The 14582-nt window shown below is 64.8% G+C and carries 14 protein-coding genes; 9 read left to right on the top strand and 5 right to left on the bottom strand.

Going from position 1 to position 14582, the window contains the following annotated elements:
- The first annotated feature begins 22 nt into the window (after positions 1-22).
- Entirely contained in the window at positions 23-943 is a 921-nt protein-coding gene (locus tag CLU88_RS11495; protein ID WP_099656718.1) for a glyoxylate/hydroxypyruvate reductase A, read from the top strand.
- 22 nt (positions 944-965) lie between these two features.
- Here the strand turns inward: CLU88_RS11495 and CLU88_RS11490 are convergent, their stop codons facing one another.
- From CLU88_RS11490 to CLU88_RS11480, 3 genes are read right to left on the bottom strand one after another with little or no spacing between them, the layout of a single operon-like run.
- Positions 966-1991: a tripartite tricarboxylate transporter substrate binding protein gene (locus CLU88_RS11490; RefSeq protein WP_099658809.1), complete on the bottom strand. Its 1026-nt coding sequence runs from the start codon at positions 1989-1991 to the stop codon at positions 966-968.
- Positions 1992-2051: 60 nt separating this feature from the next.
- A complete protein-coding gene (locus CLU88_RS11485; RefSeq protein WP_099656717.1) occupies positions 2052-2909 on the bottom strand; it encodes a 3-keto-5-aminohexanoate cleavage protein in 858 nt (285 codons plus the stop codon).
- Positions 2906-3904 (bottom strand): 3-hydroxyacyl-CoA dehydrogenase family protein, encoded by a 999-nt coding sequence (locus tag CLU88_RS11480; protein WP_099656716.1) that lies wholly within the window; start codon positions 3902-3904, stop codon positions 2906-2908. Before CLU88_RS11480 ends, CLU88_RS11485 begins: the two co-directional genes overlap by 4 nt.
- Positions 3905-4014: 110 nt before the next feature.
- Here CLU88_RS11480 and CLU88_RS11475 point away from each other — a divergent pair, with 110 nt between their 5' ends.
- The 8 genes from CLU88_RS11475 to CLU88_RS11440 all read left to right on the top strand — a co-directional run bounded on the left by CLU88_RS11475 (position 4015) and on the right by CLU88_RS11440 (position 11560).
- The gene (locus CLU88_RS11475; protein WP_099656715.1) at positions 4015-4932 is read left to right on the top strand and encodes a LysR family transcriptional regulator; all 918 of its coding nucleotides are present in this window, start codon (positions 4015-4017) and stop codon (positions 4930-4932) included.
- A gap of 98 nt (positions 4933-5030) precedes the next feature.
- Entirely contained in the window at positions 5031-5939 is a 909-nt protein-coding gene (locus CLU88_RS11470) for a hydroxymethylglutaryl-CoA lyase (RefSeq protein ID WP_099656714.1), read from the top strand.
- 63 nt (positions 5940-6002) lie between these two features.
- Positions 6003-6548, top strand: coding sequence for a YbaK/EbsC family protein (locus tag CLU88_RS11465; RefSeq protein WP_099656713.1), 546 nt, complete (start codon positions 6003-6005; stop codon positions 6546-6548).
- Positions 6545-6823: a DUF1289 domain-containing protein gene (locus CLU88_RS11460; protein ID WP_099656712.1), complete on the top strand. Its 279-nt coding sequence runs from the start codon at positions 6545-6547 to the stop codon at positions 6821-6823. The genes CLU88_RS11465 and CLU88_RS11460 overlap by 4 nt, the downstream gene beginning before the upstream one ends.
- Before the next feature lie 101 nt (positions 6824-6924).
- Positions 6925-7590 carry a 2-hydroxychromene-2-carboxylate isomerase gene (locus CLU88_RS11455; protein WP_099656711.1) on the top strand — a complete coding sequence of 222 codons (666 nt, stop codon included), beginning with the start codon at positions 6925-6927 and terminating at the stop codon, positions 7588-7590.
- A gap of 182 nt (positions 7591-7772) precedes the next feature.
- Positions 7773-9590 carry a DUF294 nucleotidyltransferase-like domain-containing protein gene (locus CLU88_RS11450; protein WP_099656710.1) on the top strand — a complete coding sequence of 606 codons (1818 nt, stop codon included), beginning with the start codon at positions 7773-7775 and terminating at the stop codon, positions 9588-9590.
- The gene (locus tag CLU88_RS11445) at positions 9590-10285 is read left to right on the top strand and encodes a 3'-5' exonuclease (RefSeq protein WP_099656709.1); all 696 of its coding nucleotides are present in this window, start codon (positions 9590-9592) and stop codon (positions 10283-10285) included. The genes CLU88_RS11450 and CLU88_RS11445 overlap by 1 nt, the downstream gene beginning before the upstream one ends.
- Positions 10286-10591: 306 nt before the next feature.
- Positions 10592-11560, top strand: a complete 969-nt coding sequence (locus CLU88_RS11440) for a porin (RefSeq protein ID WP_099656708.1) — start codon at positions 10592-10594, stop codon at positions 11558-11560.
- A gap of 615 nt (positions 11561-12175) precedes the next feature.
- Here CLU88_RS11440 and CLU88_RS11430 read toward each other — a convergent pair.
- Positions 12176-13909 carry a cation acetate symporter gene (locus tag CLU88_RS11430; RefSeq protein ID WP_099656706.1) on the bottom strand — a complete coding sequence of 578 codons (1734 nt, stop codon included), beginning with the start codon at positions 13907-13909 and terminating at the stop codon, positions 12176-12178.
- Positions 13906-14214 (bottom strand): DUF485 domain-containing protein, encoded by a 309-nt coding sequence (locus CLU88_RS11425; RefSeq protein WP_099658808.1) that lies wholly within the window; start codon positions 14212-14214, stop codon positions 13906-13908. The genes CLU88_RS11430 and CLU88_RS11425 overlap by 4 nt, the downstream gene beginning before the upstream one ends.
- Between the last annotated feature and the right edge of the window lie 368 nt (positions 14215-14582).

The raw sequence follows: 14582 nt of genomic DNA, 5'->3' as shown, positions 1-14582 counted from the left end.
AATGCCGTTACGCTTGGGCGCCATGAAAATCACCTTTTGCTGTACCGACACCAAAGCCGAGCCCTGGCTGCAGGGCCTGGCCGCCGCGCTGCCCGGCGCTGATATTTCCGTGTGGCAGCCCGGCGCGCCGCAGGCCGACTATGCCGTGGTCTGGGCGCCGCCCCAGCAGTTCATGGACGAGCAGCAGGGCCTCAAGGCCTGGTTCAACATCGGCGCGGGGGTGGATGCGCTACTCAAGCTGCGCCTGCCACCCGGCGCGCTGGTGGTGCGGCTCGATGATGCGGGCATGGCCGTGCAGATGGCCGAGTACGTGAGCCACGCGGTCATTCGCCACTTCCGCGAGTTCGATGGCTACGAGGCCGACATGGCGGAGGGCCGCTGGGGCTACCGCAAGCCCCGTCTGCGCAGCGACTTCTCCATCGGTGTGATGGGCCTGGGGGTGCTGGGCGAGCGGGTGGCCAAAGCGCTCGCGCAGTTTGACTTCCCGGTCAACGGCTGGAGCCGCAGCCCCAAGGCCATCGAGGGCGTGCGGGCCTTCACCGGCACAGACCAATTCAATGATTTCCTGGCTGCCAGCCGGGTGCTGGTCAACCTGCTGCCCCTCACGCCCGACACGGCCAACGTGATCAACAGGGATGCGCTCGCCCGCCTGCAGCCCGGTGCCTACGTGATCAACGTGGCGCGTGGCGCGCACCTGGTGGACGAGGATTTGCTCGCCGCCATCGACAGCGGCCATGTGGCGGGCGCCACGCTGGATGTGTTTCGCACCGAGCCGCTGCCTGCGGGCCACGCGTTCTGGAACCACCCGCGCATCACCATCACCCCCCACACCTCGGCGCGCACCCTGCGCGAAGAGAGCATTGCCCAGATCGCGCGCAAGATGGCGGCGCTGCAGCGGGGCGAGGCGATTGCCGGGGTGGTGGACCCGGTGCGTGGGTATTGAGCCGTAGGGTCAGTGCGGTGGCTCAGTCCACCGTCACGCCCGCATCGCGCACCAGCTTGCCCAGGCGTTGGGCATCGGTCTTGATCAGCGCACCAAAGTCCGCAGCGCTGCCCGCCACCACAGGGGTGCCAATGGCCTCCCATTTAGCGCGGAAGGCGGGCTCCTTGAAGATAGCGTTCACCGTGGCATTGAGCTTGTCGATGATGGGCTGCGGTGTGCCTGCCCGCACGGCAATGCCATGCCAGCCGGTGATCTGGTAGCCCGGCGCGCCAGCCTCGGCCAATGTGGGCACAGTGGGTAGCACCTTGGCGCGTTCGCTGGAAGTCACGGCCAGTGGTATCAGCTTGCCTGCCTGAATATGGGGCAGCGAGCTGCCCACGATGTCAAACATCACATTGACTTGGCCGCCGATCAGATCGTTGAGCGCCGGGCCCGCGCCCCGGTAGGGGATGTGCGCCAGCTTCACACCCAGCGTGCTGTTGAACAACTCGCCCGCCAGGTGCTGGGGCGTGCCGTTGCCCGCAGAGGCGTAGCTCAGCACCGGCTTGCCCGCTTTGGCCATGGCCAGAAACTCGGCCAGTGTTTTCACCCCCAGCGATGGGTGCACTTCGAGCACCAGCGGAAAGGCCGACAGTTGCACCACCGGGGCCAGGTCAGTCAACGGGTTGAAAGGCATGCTGCTGTACAGCGATGCATTCACCGCCATGGGGCCACTGGCAGCCAGCAGCAGTGTGTGGCCGTCGGCGGGGGCCTGCTTGGCGACCTCTGCGCTGCCGGTGTTCCCGCCTGCGCCCCCTTTGTTGTCCACGATCACGGTCACACCGAGCCGGCTTTGTAGCTCGGGCTGCAGCATGCGAGCCATCAGGTCCGTGGGGCCGCCGGGCGGGTAGGGCACGACGAAGCGGATGGTCTTGCTGGGCCAGGTGTTGGCTGCTGCTTGTGCGGCGACTTGGCCTGCGAAGCCCAGGGCCAGCGGAAATGCGCAGGCGGCGTGCAGCAGGGCGCGCCGGGCTGTGCGCAGTGAGGGTAAAGGCGTTGGGTGGGGCATGTCTGTCTCCTGGAGGATGAAACCCATCTGATGTGGGCTGATGGTGTTGGATAACGGTTCTCAGGCTGCGTCGAAGCGCTTTCGGATGTCGGTGGCAGTGGCCAGTGGGCGCCCCAGCGCCTGCGCGGCTTCCACCGCCTGGCGCACCAGCGCGGTGTTGTCGGGGGCCACGCTGCCGTCCTTGCACAGCAGGTTGTTTTCAAACCCCACGCGGGCGTGGCCGCCAAACACGGCGGCGGCGGCCACGCAGGCGTTCTCTGCCGCCCCGAAGGCGCACACGGCCCAGGGCTCGTTGCCGTCATGGGCGTTCAGAAACGGTAGCAGGTCGCGCGGGCTGGAGGTCTGGCCCGCGCTGTAGCGGCCCAGCACAAACAGCAGGAACCAAGGCGCATCCGGCACCACGCCACTGGCGCGCAGTGCCTGCCAGCGGCGCAGGTCGACCACGTCATACAGGATGACCTGCACCATGGTGCGGCGCTGGGCGAGGCCAGTGAAGAAGCGCTGCAGTCCGGCTTCGCCGATCTCGGGCTTGTCTACTTCGCGCAGTCCAATGGACACGGCCTCGGGTTGCAGGGCCTCCACCATGGCGATCTGCGCGGGGGCCTGGTACACGCCTGCGGCTTCGCTGGTGATCTGGATGACCATCGCGTCGCCCACGGCCTGGCGCACAACGCGCTGCGCCTCGCGATAGCCTTCGACATCGAGGCTGTGGCGGCCTTGCGCGTCGCGGATGTGCATGTGCAGCATGGCGGCTCCGGCATGAAGGCAGGCCTTGGCCGTGGTGGCCAGCGTGGCCGGTGTGATGGGCACGGCCAGGTGGTCGGCGGGCTGCTTGTAGGCGCCGTTGGGCGCCACGGTCACGATCAGTGGGTCAACCCACTGGCTGGCAATGGTGGGTGATGCGGGCGATGCACTCATGCGCGGGCTCCAGTGGTCGTTGGGGTGTCAGTCGGTGACGTATCGGTGGGGGGCTCGATGGTGGGCAGCTCGCTGGCAAGCAAAGCCAAGCCCTGGCGCAGCAGGGTGTCGTAGCGCGTGCGCTCGGCCCGCTTGCGGTCTTCGGGCCAGTCAAAAAAGCCCTTGCCCGTCTTCATGCCGAGCTGACCCTGCGCCACCTTGTCGCGCAGGGCCTGGGCGGGCACGTCGGTGTTCGACAGCGTGGGGTACATGGTGGCGGCTGCGGCGGTGTGCACCTCAATGCCTGCGTGGTCGCGCTGCAGCACTGGGCCTGCCGCCAGAAAGCGGAAGCCAAAACCAAAGCGCACAGCGGCGTCCACGTCTTCGGGCGAGGCAATGCCTTCGTCGATAAGCGCAAAGGCCTCGCGCGAGAGCGCGTGCTGCATGCGGTTGGCCAGAAAGCCCGGCTTGTCTTTCTTGACCAGCACCGGCACGCTGCCGCAGCCGCGCATGAAGGCGTGCAGCCAGGTGCCCAGTGCCGGGTCGCTGCGCTCGCCCAGCACCACCTCCACCAGCGGCACCAGATGGGCGGGCATGAAAAAGTGCAGCCCCAGCATGCGCTGCGCCGTAACCAGCCCCTGGGCAATCGCGCTGATGGGAAAGCCCGAGCTGTTGCTGGCCAGCACGGCGTTGGGGGGCGCCACGGTTTCCAGCTCGGCAAACAGCTTTTGCTTGGCTGCCAGTTGCTCGGTGATGCATTCCACCACCAGCACCACGCCGCTCCAGTCCACGTCCTGCAGGCTGGCACACGCTTGCACCGGGCCAGCGTGGGTGGCCTGGCCGGCAGCGGCAAGCTCCTGGGCGATGTGGGGCAGCAGGTGGTCGCGGCGGGCGGCGTGGGGGTCCACCACCGTGACCTGCGCGCCGCCACGGGCCAGGACCACGGCCACATCGGCCCCCATGGTGCCTCCGCCTACCACCACGGTGCGCGCGCTGCGCGGCGAACTGTTCTCCATCGTGTCTCCTTGTTGCTCTCAATCTGCTCAAGCGGTGTGCTTGCGTTGAATTCAGTCTAGGGGCCCCACATTGCGCGGTCCAGACGTCTTTTTCGATAGACTGATCTGTTATGAAGATCAATTGGTCCGCCCGCGAGGTGGATGTGTTCCTGTCGTTGGCTGAGACGCTGAGCTTTCGGCGCACGGCCTTGCAGATGCACCTGTCGCAGTCGGCGGTGTCGGGCACGGTGGCTCGGCTGGAGGAGATGCTGGACGTGCGCCTGTTCGAGCGCACCACGCGCACCGTGCAGCTCACGCTGGCGGGCGAGGTGTTTGCCGAGCAGGCGCGGTTTCTGCGCCACCAGATGGAGGAGACCGTGCGCCGCGTGCAGGAGGTGGCGCAGCTGCAGGTGGGTCGCATTGCGCTGGCGGCGCTGCCGTCGCTGGCAGCCGGGGCCGTGCCCCGCGCGTTTGCCCGGTTCGCCACACAGCACCCGGGCGTGCAGATGGAGCTGATCGACAGCCTGGCGGGCCCAGCGTTTGACATGGTGCGCGCCGGGCGGGTGGACTTTGCCCTCACCGCCGCCAACCCCGCCTATGCGGACCTGGACTACACCCCGCTGGTGTCCGACCGCTTTGTGCTGCTGATGGGGCGCACGCACCCGCTGGCCCGAGGGCGCAGCGCCATTGCCTGGGCGGATGTGGCCGAGCTGCCGCACATCTCCATGCCCGCGGGCACCAGCGTGCGGCAATACGCGCAAGAGGCCCTGCTGACGCACCGCATCCGCTTTGAACCCCGCTACGAGGTGGAACACCTGGCCACCATCGCGGCCATGGTGGCGGCGGGGCTGGGGGTGAGCGCGCTGCCCGAGTTGGCCGCCCAGGTGGTGCGCCGGCCCGAGGTGGTCACACGCCCGCTCAAGGCGCCCGTGCTGCACCGGCCCATCGGGCTGATCACGCTGCGCGGGCGGCCGCTGTCGCTGGCGGCGCAGGCCATGGTGGCCTTGCTGCGGCAGGAGGTCGAGGGTGATCACACCCGGGCTGGCTGATGGCGCGTCCGGCGAATGGTCTGGCACGATATGGGGTGGTCCTGTGGCGGCGGTGGCGAGACAATGGCGGCATTCCTTGATCCCCATTTGGTAGCCCCATGAGCATTCCCTCTCGCGTCCACCTCATCGACGTTGGCCCCCGTGACGGCCTGCAGAACGAAAAGACCCCGGTGCCCGCCGCCGTCAAGATCGAGCTGGTGCACCGCCTGCAGCAGGCCGGCCTGAAAGAGATCGAAGTCACCAGCTACGTCAGCCCCAAGTGGGTGCCGCAGATGGCCGACAACCACGAGGTGATGGCGGGCATTGAACGCCAGAGCGGCGTGGCGTATTCGGTGCTCACACCCAACCTCAAGGGGTATGAGGCGGCGGTGCTCGATAAGCCCGATGAAATCGTCGTTTTTGGCTCCGCCAGCGAGGCCTTCAGCCAACGCAACATCAACTGCAGCATTGCCGAGAGCATTGAGCGCTTTGCCCCCGTGGTGCAGGCAGCGCTGGCGGCAGGCATCCGCGTGCGGGGGGCCATGAGTTGCACCGTGGGCTGCCCCTACGAGGGCGAGATTGCACCCGAGCGCGTGGCTTACCTCGCAGGCCTGCTCAAAGGCATTGGCGTGCAGCGCGTGGATGTAGCCGACACCATTGGCGTGGGCACGCCGCGCAAAGTGCAGAAGGCGCTGGAGGCGACGCTGCAGCACTTTGGCATCGACGATGTGTCGGGCCACTTCCACGATACCTACGGACAGGCGCTGTCCAACACGCTGGCGGCGCTGGAGCTGGGGGTGTGGAACTACCAGTCGTCCGTGGCCGGGCTGGGCGGTTGCCCCTATGCCAAGGGCGCCACCGGCAATGTGGCGACCGAGGATGTGGTCTACATGCTGCACGGCATGGGCATCGAAACGGGGATTGACCTGGACCAGCTGATTGACGCTGGCGCTTACATTAGCGGCTTTCTGGACCGCAAGCCCCACTCGCGTGCGGCCAATGCCCTGCTGACCCGGCGTGCGGGTTGAGCGCAGAGAACCTGTTCAAAGCGCGGTGCGTGCTGCGTCGCGGTGGATCTTGAGGATAGACCTATGTGTGGAAGTGAACTGACCCCCTTGCCCGATGGCGTGCAGCGCGTGGCTGCCGCCTTGCTGGACAAAGGCCACCCGCATGCCCCGCGCATGCTCGACAACTCTGCCCGCACGGCACAGGAAGCCGCCGACGCTTTGGGCATTGCCGTGGGGCAGATTGCCAAGAGCATCATTTTTCGGCGCAAGAGCGACGACGTGGCCGTGCTGGTGGTCACCTCGGGCGACCGGCGTGTGGACGAAAAGAAGGTCGAAGCCCATGTGGGCAAGGTGGGCCGCGCCGATGCGGACTTCGTCAAATCGCGCACGGGGTTTTCGATTGGCGGCGTATCGCCCGTGGCCCATGCCACACCGCCCGTGACGCTGATTGACCAGGACCTGCTGCGTTTTGACGTGGTGTGGGCTGCTGCGGGCCATCCGCACGGGGTGTTTCCTCTGCACCCGAGCGACTTGCAGCGCCTGACGGGCGCCCCAGTGGTGGACGTGGTGCAGGCGGTGGCACCTGCGGCCCCGGTGGACGCCCCAGCCACAGGGAGCGCTGGCGCATGAGTGCTACTGAATCCATAGCTGCTCGCGCTTTATTGATGAGCGATGCGGGCTATTTTGATTTGAACTCTGACGAGGTGGTGCCATCGCCGTGCATTTCGGTGTGCCGCCTGACGGACGACCGCACGCGCTGCGAAGGCTGCTTTCGCACGATTGACGAAATCCGCGCCTGGTCGGGCGCCGACAGTGCGCAGCGGCGTGCCATCTGGGTGACGTTGTTGCAGCGGGCTGGCGTGGCCCTGCCTGCGCCGTTGGCCGCGCATGGCGTTGCGTCTTGAATTGGCGCGAGTCCTATAGATCCGTTCACGCTGAGCCTGTCGAAGCGCCGCGCCGTGCGTGATCGGGTTCAGCCTCTGTGTGTAACCCAGGAGCTCAGCCCATGAAGCACATCACGTTTTATCTGGACTTTGTGTCGCCCTACGCCTGGCTGGCGTTTGAGCGTTTGCCCGATGCGCTGGAGGGCCTGAGCTATAGCGTGGCCTACCAGCCGGTGCTGCTGGGCGCCTTGCTGCAGCAGCACGGCAACCCCGGCCCGGCGGGCATTGCCCCCAAGCGCGACTGGACCTATCGCCACGTGACCTGGCTGGGCCATGCGCAGGGCACGCCACTGCAGATGCCTGCGCGCCACCCGTTCAACCCGCTGCCATTGCTGCGCCAGGCGCTGGCGTGCAGTGACGACGGCCGCATCAACCGCTTTGTGGCGGGCGCGGTGCTGCGCCATGTGTGGCAGGGCGGGCACGACGCGCTGGACGCCGAGCGGCTGAAGGTGCTGGCCGCGCAATTGAGCGAGCAGATGCGCCTTGGGCAGGACATGCACAGCGATGCCCCCAAGGCGCTGCTGCGCGCCAATACCGAGGCGGCGCAAGCCGCCGGGGTGTTTGGCGTGCCCGCGTTTGGGGTGGATGGCAAGGTGTTTTGGGGGCTCGATGGCTTGCCCATGCTGCGGGCCTACCTGGCGGGGGACGCCTGGTTTGATGGCCCGCAGTGGGATGCGGTGCAGCAGGTGCCATCCGGCTTGCCGACGCCCGCCGAACGCAAGGCCTGAGTTTCCTTTTGCTATCGAATGTATAGCTGCTTGCGCTTGTAGATAAAGCGCTGGCGGTCAATTTATCTTGGGTTTTGGCAAAGTGCCTGCCCGGACCGCTGGGCCGTGCGATTGCAAGCCCCCAGCAAGCGCGCGGTGGTGCAATGGTCGCACTTGGTTGCACACCTTGGAGACAGCCCCGCATGCCCAACGCCTTTCCGTTTTCCCTGTCGCCTTTTGACTGCCTGGACCCGGACGAACAGCGCCAGGTGCGCGGCAGTGTGGACATCGCCTACTTTCCGCAGAACGCGGTGATCCTGGAGCCTGGGGCGACGCCGTTGCACTTGTTTGTCATCGTCAAAGGCTATGTGCAGCAGCTCGACGATGGCGACGTGGTGGCAACCCTGGGGCCGGACGATTGCTTTGACGGGCGCAGCCTGGTGGCCGGGCGCGTCAGCAGCCGGTTTGTGGCGGCGCAAGAGGTGGTGGCCTACCAGCTGGCGCGGCAGACGGTGATTGAGCTGATTGCCAGCAACGCCACGTTTGGCGCGCTATTGTTTTCTGACCTGGGGCACAAGCTCAGTGTGCTGGCCGAGCGCCAGCAGCCGCGCGAGCTGCCGTCGCTGAGCCTGTCGCGCGTGGGCGAGGCCTTTTTGCGGCCGGTGCACAGCGTGGATGCGGGCACCGACATCCTGAGCGTGGTGCGCCTGATGCGCGAGCAGCGCACCTCCAGCGTGGTGGTGCTGGACGCGGTGGCGGGGCGTAAGGGGATTTTCAGCCGCACCTTGCTGCAGCAGGCCATTCTGGATGGGCGACCCCTGCAGTCCATGCCCGTGGGGGACTGGTCGAAGTACCCGCTGATCGAGATCCGCTCCACGGAGCCGCTGGGTGACGCCATGGCCATCATGCTGCACCACCGCATCCACCGTCTGGTGGTGGAAGAGGGCGGGCAGATGCTGGGCGTGCTCGAAGCGCTGGATTTGCTGAGCTACCTCTCCAACCAGTCGCACATCGTCACGCTGCAAATCGAGCAGGCCCGCGACCTGGAGAGCCTGGGCAGCGCGGCGCTGCAGATCAGCAAAGTGATTGCGCTGCTGTTTCGCAGCGGCTCGCGGGTGGGCTTGATTGCGCGGCTGGTGCAGCAGCTCAATGCCCGGCTGTTTGAGCGGGCCTGGCAGCTCATTGCGCCGCCTGAGCTGGTGGCCAACAGCTGCCTGTTTGTGATGGGCAGCGAGGGGCGTGGTGAGCAGTTGCTCAAGACCGACCAGGACAACGGCCTGGTCTTGCGTGAGGGCTATGCACCCCCGGCCGATCTGGCCGAGATCTGTGCGCGGTTTTCGGAAGCACTGGGCCAGTTTGGCTACCCCCCGTGCCCTGGCGGCATCATGCTCAGCAACCCCGCCTGGCGCCGCTCGGTGCCCGATTTTGTGGCCGCGCTGCGCCAATGGGTGTGGCAGCCCAATGGCGACAACCTCATGCACCTGGCCATTTCCATGGACGCCCACGCCGTGGCGGGTGACGCCAAGCTGCTGGCCCAGGTCAGTGACAGCCTGCACCAGTCGGCCACCGACAATGACGCCTTGCTGGGCCGGTTTGCCGCTGCCATCGACGCCTTTGGCTCGCATGGCGGGTGGCTGAGCAAGCTGTTCTCGTTGGGCGAATCGCCCGCGCCGCTGCACTTGAAGAAGGAGGGGCTCTTTCCCTTGGTGCATGGTGTGCGCAGTTTGGCCCTGGCGCACCAGGTGCGAGCCACCTCGACCACGGCGCGGGTGCAGGCGCTGGTGGACCTGGGGGCCTTGTCGCCGGGCGAGGGTGAGGACCTGGTGGAGGCACTGCACGTGCTCATGGCCCTCAAGCTCAAGACCGGACTGGCCGAGCAGGCACAGGCAAGGCCGGTGAGTGGCACGGTCACGCTGCCGCAGCTCAGCAGCCTGGACCGCGATCTGCTCAAGGACGCACTGGGCGTGGTCAAGCGCTTTCAGCAGTTGCTGCGCACTCGCTTTCACCTGGGGGCGCTGTGATGGGCAGCGCGCTGACGGGCTGGGCACGCCCAGGCGCCGATGGGCAGCGCCCGCAACTGGTGCCCGGCTGGGGGGCGCTGCGCCGCCGCTGGCTGGCCCACCGCCTGCGCGATGCCCGCTTTCAGCCACTGCTGCAGCCGCCGCCTGCGAATGAGTGGGTGGCGCTGGACTGCGAAACCACGGGCTTGGACGTCCGCAGCGACGAGATCGTCTCCATCGGCGCCGTGCGCATTGTGGGAGACCGTATCCTGACCAGCGAGCGGCTGGAGCTGCTGGTGCGGCCCGAGCGCGCCGTCTCTGCACACAGCGTGCGCATCCACCGCCTGCGCACGCAAGACCTCGCCGACGGCCTGCCGCTGCACGAAGCGATTGAGCAACTGCTGGCCTTCATCGGCAGCCGCCCGCTCGTTGGGTACTACCTGGAGTTTGACGTGGCCATGCTCAACCGGGCCGTGCGGCCCTTGCTGGGCATTGGCCTGCCGCAGCCGTGCATCGAGGTGTCGGCGATGTACTACGACTACAAGTTCCACCAGTTGCCTCCCTACCAGCAGCACGCCAACGCGGACATCGACCTGCGCCTGAGCACCTTGATGCGCGACCTGGAGCTGCCTGAGCGCGATGCGCACGACGCCGTCAACGATGCGGTGATGGCGGCGCTGGCTTTCATCAAGTTAAAGCACTTGCGCTCTTCCTGAGGGCCGCAAGGGATGTCTTGCATCACCCTCTCGAGGCCGCACTGTCACAGACTGCAGGGAGATATGCAGGGCATCCCCAGGGTTGGGAAATGGTGGTGCGCCGTGAAAAACGTTGCAGAATTTTGACGGATGCGTTTCAAAGTGTTGTGTAAATGCATAAATCAAGGCGATGGTGGCAATTTGCCGCCAGTTCGGCAGGGTGTAACACCTAAAATTTCGCAAGTTGTAGCTGCAGCTCGGGCGGAGACCCCGCACAAGCTGAGATGCCACTCCTCCTGATGGACTAAAAGCAAACAAGGAAACCTCATGCAAAAGACGAATCGTTTGGCACTGGCTGTGCTGGCTCTCCTGGGCACCACCACCGCTGCTTTCGCTCAAAGCAGCGTTACGCTGTATGGCCGTGTGAACACCACGGTGGAACGCCAAGAAGTGGGCGATGTCAAGACCACTGGCTTGTTCAACAACTCCTCGCGTTTCGGCTTCAAGGGTTCTGAAGACCTGGGTGGCGGCCTGAAGGCTGGCTTCCAACTGGAAAGCGGCTTCAACTCTGACACTGGCGCTTCCGCCACTACTTTCTTCGGCCGTCAAAGCGAAGTGAACCTGTCCGGCGGCTTCGGTGCCGTGCGTCTGGGCCGTTTCACTGCTGAGTCCTACTACGCCACTGCTGACTACGTCAGCATGCACAACCATGACACCGGTTCGTCGTCCGATGCGTTCTACGCATACGTGATGCCCGATGCCAACAAGATTGCTTACCGCACTCCCACTTTCGGTGGCCTGACCATTGACGCCGCTGTGGCTCTGCACGAGCAACCTACTGGCAAGGCTGGCAAGAACGCTTTTGATCTGGCTGCCAACTACAACCTGGGCGCTCTGGCCCTGGGCGCTGGCTACTCCAAGCAAGGCGACGTGAACCAATTCGCAGCCCGCGCTCTGTACACCTTCGGTGCTTTCACCGTTGGCGGCTACATTCAGCGTGACGAAGACGCTTACGTCCTGAACGGCGGCAAGCGCAACACCTTCCGTCTGGCTGGTGCTTACAACCTGGGCGCTTCCGAATTCCACGTGAACGTGGGCCGCGCTGGTGAGTACAAGAACCTGAACGACAGCGACGCTACCCAATACACTCTGGGCTACAACTACAACCTGAGCAAGCGCACCAAGGTGTACGGTTACTACACCCACGTGAACAACAGCCGCAACGCTGCTTACCAATCTGGCGTTGCTGGTGCTGACTTCAGCTCCGTGGCCGTTGGTATCCGCCACAACTTCTAATTGGGCTTCAATGCTGGCAGCCTAGGCTGCCAGTCTTGGCTTGATAGAGAAAAAGCCTCGCATCCTTTGGGATGCGAGGCTTTTTTGCTTTGGGTACTGGCAACGGAGGTGATGGCGGGGGGCAAGCCGGACCGCTGGGGAGGCTATCTTGCCCATCCCCGCTCATCTGCTGTGCTGTTTGCCGTGTTCTGCCGAGTTTCCAGGAGGGCAGGGGTTTTGGGGCTGTATGGCGTGGATGTGCGAGATGAGCATCCACTCCAGTGAGTTCTGGCAATCGCCATCTCTTGCCGGAACATCTGTTTCAGCCGTCTTTGAAGGTGTCGATCTGCTGGACACTTGGGTACCTGCTGGCCTTTCCCAAGGGCTTTGGCAGGCGCTGCCATCCCCACGGAGGGCTTAGTGTGGAGAGACCGCGCGTCCTCGCCTGCGGACTGGCTTCAGAAGGAATTTGGGGAGATGAGGGCAGGCACTGTGGGTGCTGCCGTATGCCCTATGCCCCCTGCGCGTTGGCAGGGGGCTTTGGACGGGCTGTTGCCGCCCTTGATGAGTGAGTTTGGCGGGAGCCTGGTGGCGGCGCTTCGCGGCGCCTGAAGTACCGCCAGGCCCGGCAATCGCTCAGTGGCCCGATGCGCCGGAGGCGCCCAGCCCGGTTTCCGAGCGCACTTGCTGCGCAGGGAAGGCGGCTCGTTCGCGCTGGGCGTTCGCGCTGCGGTCAAGCAGCGAGAAGATCCAGATGCCCGCGAAACCAATGGCCATGGAGAACAAGGCGGGCGAGGTGTAGGGGAACAATGCGCTGCCTTTGGGGTTGCCCAGCACCGCTTCCCACACAGAGGGTGATACCACCGTGAGGCCCACGGAGGAGACCAGCCCCATGAAGCCACCGATCACAGCGCCCTTGGTCGTGCAGTCCTTCCACAGCACGCTCATGAAGAGCACCGGGAAGTTGGCAGATGCGGCAATGGCAAAGGCCAAAGACACCATGAACGCGATGTTCTGCTTTTCGAACACGATGCCCAGCACCACGGCCACAAGGCCCAGCGCCAGCGTGGTGATGCGGGATACGCGCAGTTCGGCGGCGCTATCGGCCTTGCCTTTCTTGAACACCGTGGCGTACAAGTCATGCGACACCGCAGAGGCGCCCGACAGTGTCAACCCTGCCACCACCGCCAGGATGGTGGCAAAGGCCACGGCAGAGATGAAGCCGTAGAAAACGTCGCCACCCACCGACTTGGCCACCAGCACGGCGGCCATGTTGGCGGTGCCTGCGCCGCCTTTGATGACGCCCGTGACGGTGTCGGCAAACTCGGGGTTGGTGAGCACCAGTGTGATGGCGCCGAAGCCGATGATGAAGATCAGCACATAGAAGTAGCCGATCCAGGTGGTGGCCCAGAACACGCTCTTGCGGGCTTCCTTCGCATCAGGCACCGTAAAGAAGCGCATCAGAATGTGGGGCAGGCCGGCCGTGCCGAACATCAGTGCCATGCCGAAGCTGATCGCGGAGATGGGGTCTTTGATAAAGCCACCGGGGCCCATGATCGCCAGGCCGATCTTGGCGGCTTCTTCGGCAGGCTTGCCAGAGTTGGTGGCAATCGCGGTCTTCACCGCAACGCCCTTGGCAAACAGCGCCTCGGGACTGAAGCCAAACTGCGCCATGACCATGAAGGCCATGAAGGTCACCCCGGCCAGCAGCAGGCAGGCCTTGATGATCTGCACCCAGGTGGTGGCTGTCATGCCGCCAAAGAGCACATACACCATCATCAGTCCACCGACCAGCACCACCGCGATCCAGTAGTCCAGGCCAAACAGCAGCTTGATCAGCTGGCCTGCGCCCACCATCTGGGCGATCAGGTAAAACGCCACCACCACCAGCGTGCCGCTGGCGGCAAACGCACGGATGGGGGTTTGCTGAAAGCGATAACCCGCTACGTCGGCAAAGGTGAACTTGCCCAGGTTGCGCAGCCGCTCGGCCATCAGGAAGGTGATGACGGGCCATCCCACCAGAAAGCCGATCGAGTAGATCAGGCCGTCGTAGCCCGACGCCATCACCGCCGCAGAGATGCCCAGGAACGATGCGGCCGACATGTAGTCGCCTGCAATGGCCAGGCCATTTTGGAAGCCGGTGATGCCGCCGCCGCCGGTGTAGAAATCAGCCGCCGAGCGGGTTTTGGCTGCGGCCCATTTGGTAATCCAGAGCGTGCCCGCCACGAACAGACCGAACATGATGATGGCGGTCCAGTTGGTGGACTGCTTGGCCGCTTCACCCACATCTCCACCGGCTGCATGGGCCAGAGGGACGAAGGCCAGCGCGGCGAGGGCTGCCGCAGTGGCAGCGAAGTTTTGCGTTTTCATCGTGCGGCGTCCTTGAGGATGGCTTGGGTCAATGCGTCATAGCGCCCATTGGCGCGGCGCACATAGATGCCAGTGATGACGATGGTGAACACGATGACGCCAAAGCCCAGCGGGACCCCCAGCGTGGTGACACCGTTACCGATGGGCTGCGCGAGGAAGGGCTTGTTGAAGGCGATCAGTGCGATGTACCCGTAATAAACGAAAAGCATCAATGCGGTAAGCAGCCAACCAAAACGGTTGCGCTCGCGCTTGAGCTCCAGGTACTTCGGGTGGCTCTGAATTCTTTCTGCCACGGGGTCGGTCATGTTCATCTCCATAGGTTTCGGGATCTTCTGCAGCGCCATGCGAATGCCGCTACATGCCGAGAACGATTCTGAAAACGGGGACTGACCGCCCACTTACGCAGGGCGCGCGTTGGTCTAGGGGTTTGTCCTTGGCAGGGTTCCCCCGTAGGGGCGGGGTACGGATTTACCCCAACGCCTTGCGTCGCCCATTGGACAGAGTCCGGCGTTTTCACTCGAAAAAACGCCGATTTCTCGCATGAAGAAAAACGCCATAAGGGTTGGCACTGATCCTGGCTTCCTGCGCCGGAGAATTGTTTTTTGGGGCGGAAACAGGTGTGTGACTTTGTCAGTTTTCGGTCAGATAACAGCTTGATATTGCGCCTCACGGA

Source organism: Acidovorax sp. 56 (assembly GCF_002749705.1).
GTDB lineage: Bacteria > Pseudomonadota > Gammaproteobacteria > Burkholderiales > Burkholderiaceae_C > Acidovorax.
This window is presented reverse-complemented; position numbering and strand designations above follow the sequence as displayed.

Excerpts from the sequence above, each read along its gene's own strand:
- CLU88_RS11445 (WP_099656709.1), top strand. The coding sequence starts at position 9,590 with ATGGGCAGCGCGCTGACGGGCTGGGCACGCCCAGGCGCCGATGGGCAG.
- CLU88_RS11465 (WP_099656713.1), top strand. The coding sequence starts at position 6,003 with ATGTGTGGAAGTGAACTGACCCCCTTGCCCGATGGCGTGCAGCGCGTG.
- CLU88_RS11490 (WP_099658809.1), bottom strand. The coding sequence starts at position 1,991 with ATGCCCCACCCAACGCCTTTACCCTCACTGCGCACAGCCCGGCGCGCC.
- CLU88_RS11425 (WP_099658808.1), bottom strand. The coding sequence starts at position 14,214 with ATGACCGACCCCGTGGCAGAAAGAATTCAGAGCCACCCGAAGTACCTG.
- CLU88_RS11470 (WP_099656714.1), top strand. The coding sequence starts at position 5,031 with ATGAGCATTCCCTCTCGCGTCCACCTCATCGACGTTGGCCCCCGTGAC.
- CLU88_RS11485 (WP_099656717.1), bottom strand. The coding sequence starts at position 2,909 with ATGAGTGCATCGCCCGCATCACCCACCATTGCCAGCCAGTGGGTTGAC.
- CLU88_RS11455 (WP_099656711.1), top strand. The coding sequence starts at position 6,925 with ATGAAGCACATCACGTTTTATCTGGACTTTGTGTCGCCCTACGCCTGG.
- CLU88_RS11480 (WP_099656716.1), bottom strand. The coding sequence starts at position 3,904 with ATGGAGAACAGTTCGCCGCGCAGCGCGCGCACCGTGGTGGTAGGCGGA.
- CLU88_RS11475 (WP_099656715.1), top strand. The coding sequence starts at position 4,015 with ATGAAGATCAATTGGTCCGCCCGCGAGGTGGATGTGTTCCTGTCGTTG.
- CLU88_RS11430 (WP_099656706.1), bottom strand. The coding sequence starts at position 13,909 with ATGAAAACGCAAAACTTCGCTGCCACTGCGGCAGCCCTCGCCGCGCTG.
- CLU88_RS11495 (WP_099656718.1), top strand. The coding sequence starts at position 23 with ATGAAAATCACCTTTTGCTGTACCGACACCAAAGCCGAGCCCTGGCTG.
- CLU88_RS11460 (WP_099656712.1), top strand. The coding sequence starts at position 6,545 with ATGAGTGCTACTGAATCCATAGCTGCTCGCGCTTTATTGATGAGCGAT.
- CLU88_RS11450 (WP_099656710.1), top strand. The coding sequence starts at position 7,773 with ATGCCCAACGCCTTTCCGTTTTCCCTGTCGCCTTTTGACTGCCTGGAC.
- CLU88_RS11440 (WP_099656708.1), top strand. The coding sequence starts at position 10,592 with ATGCAAAAGACGAATCGTTTGGCACTGGCTGTGCTGGCTCTCCTGGGC.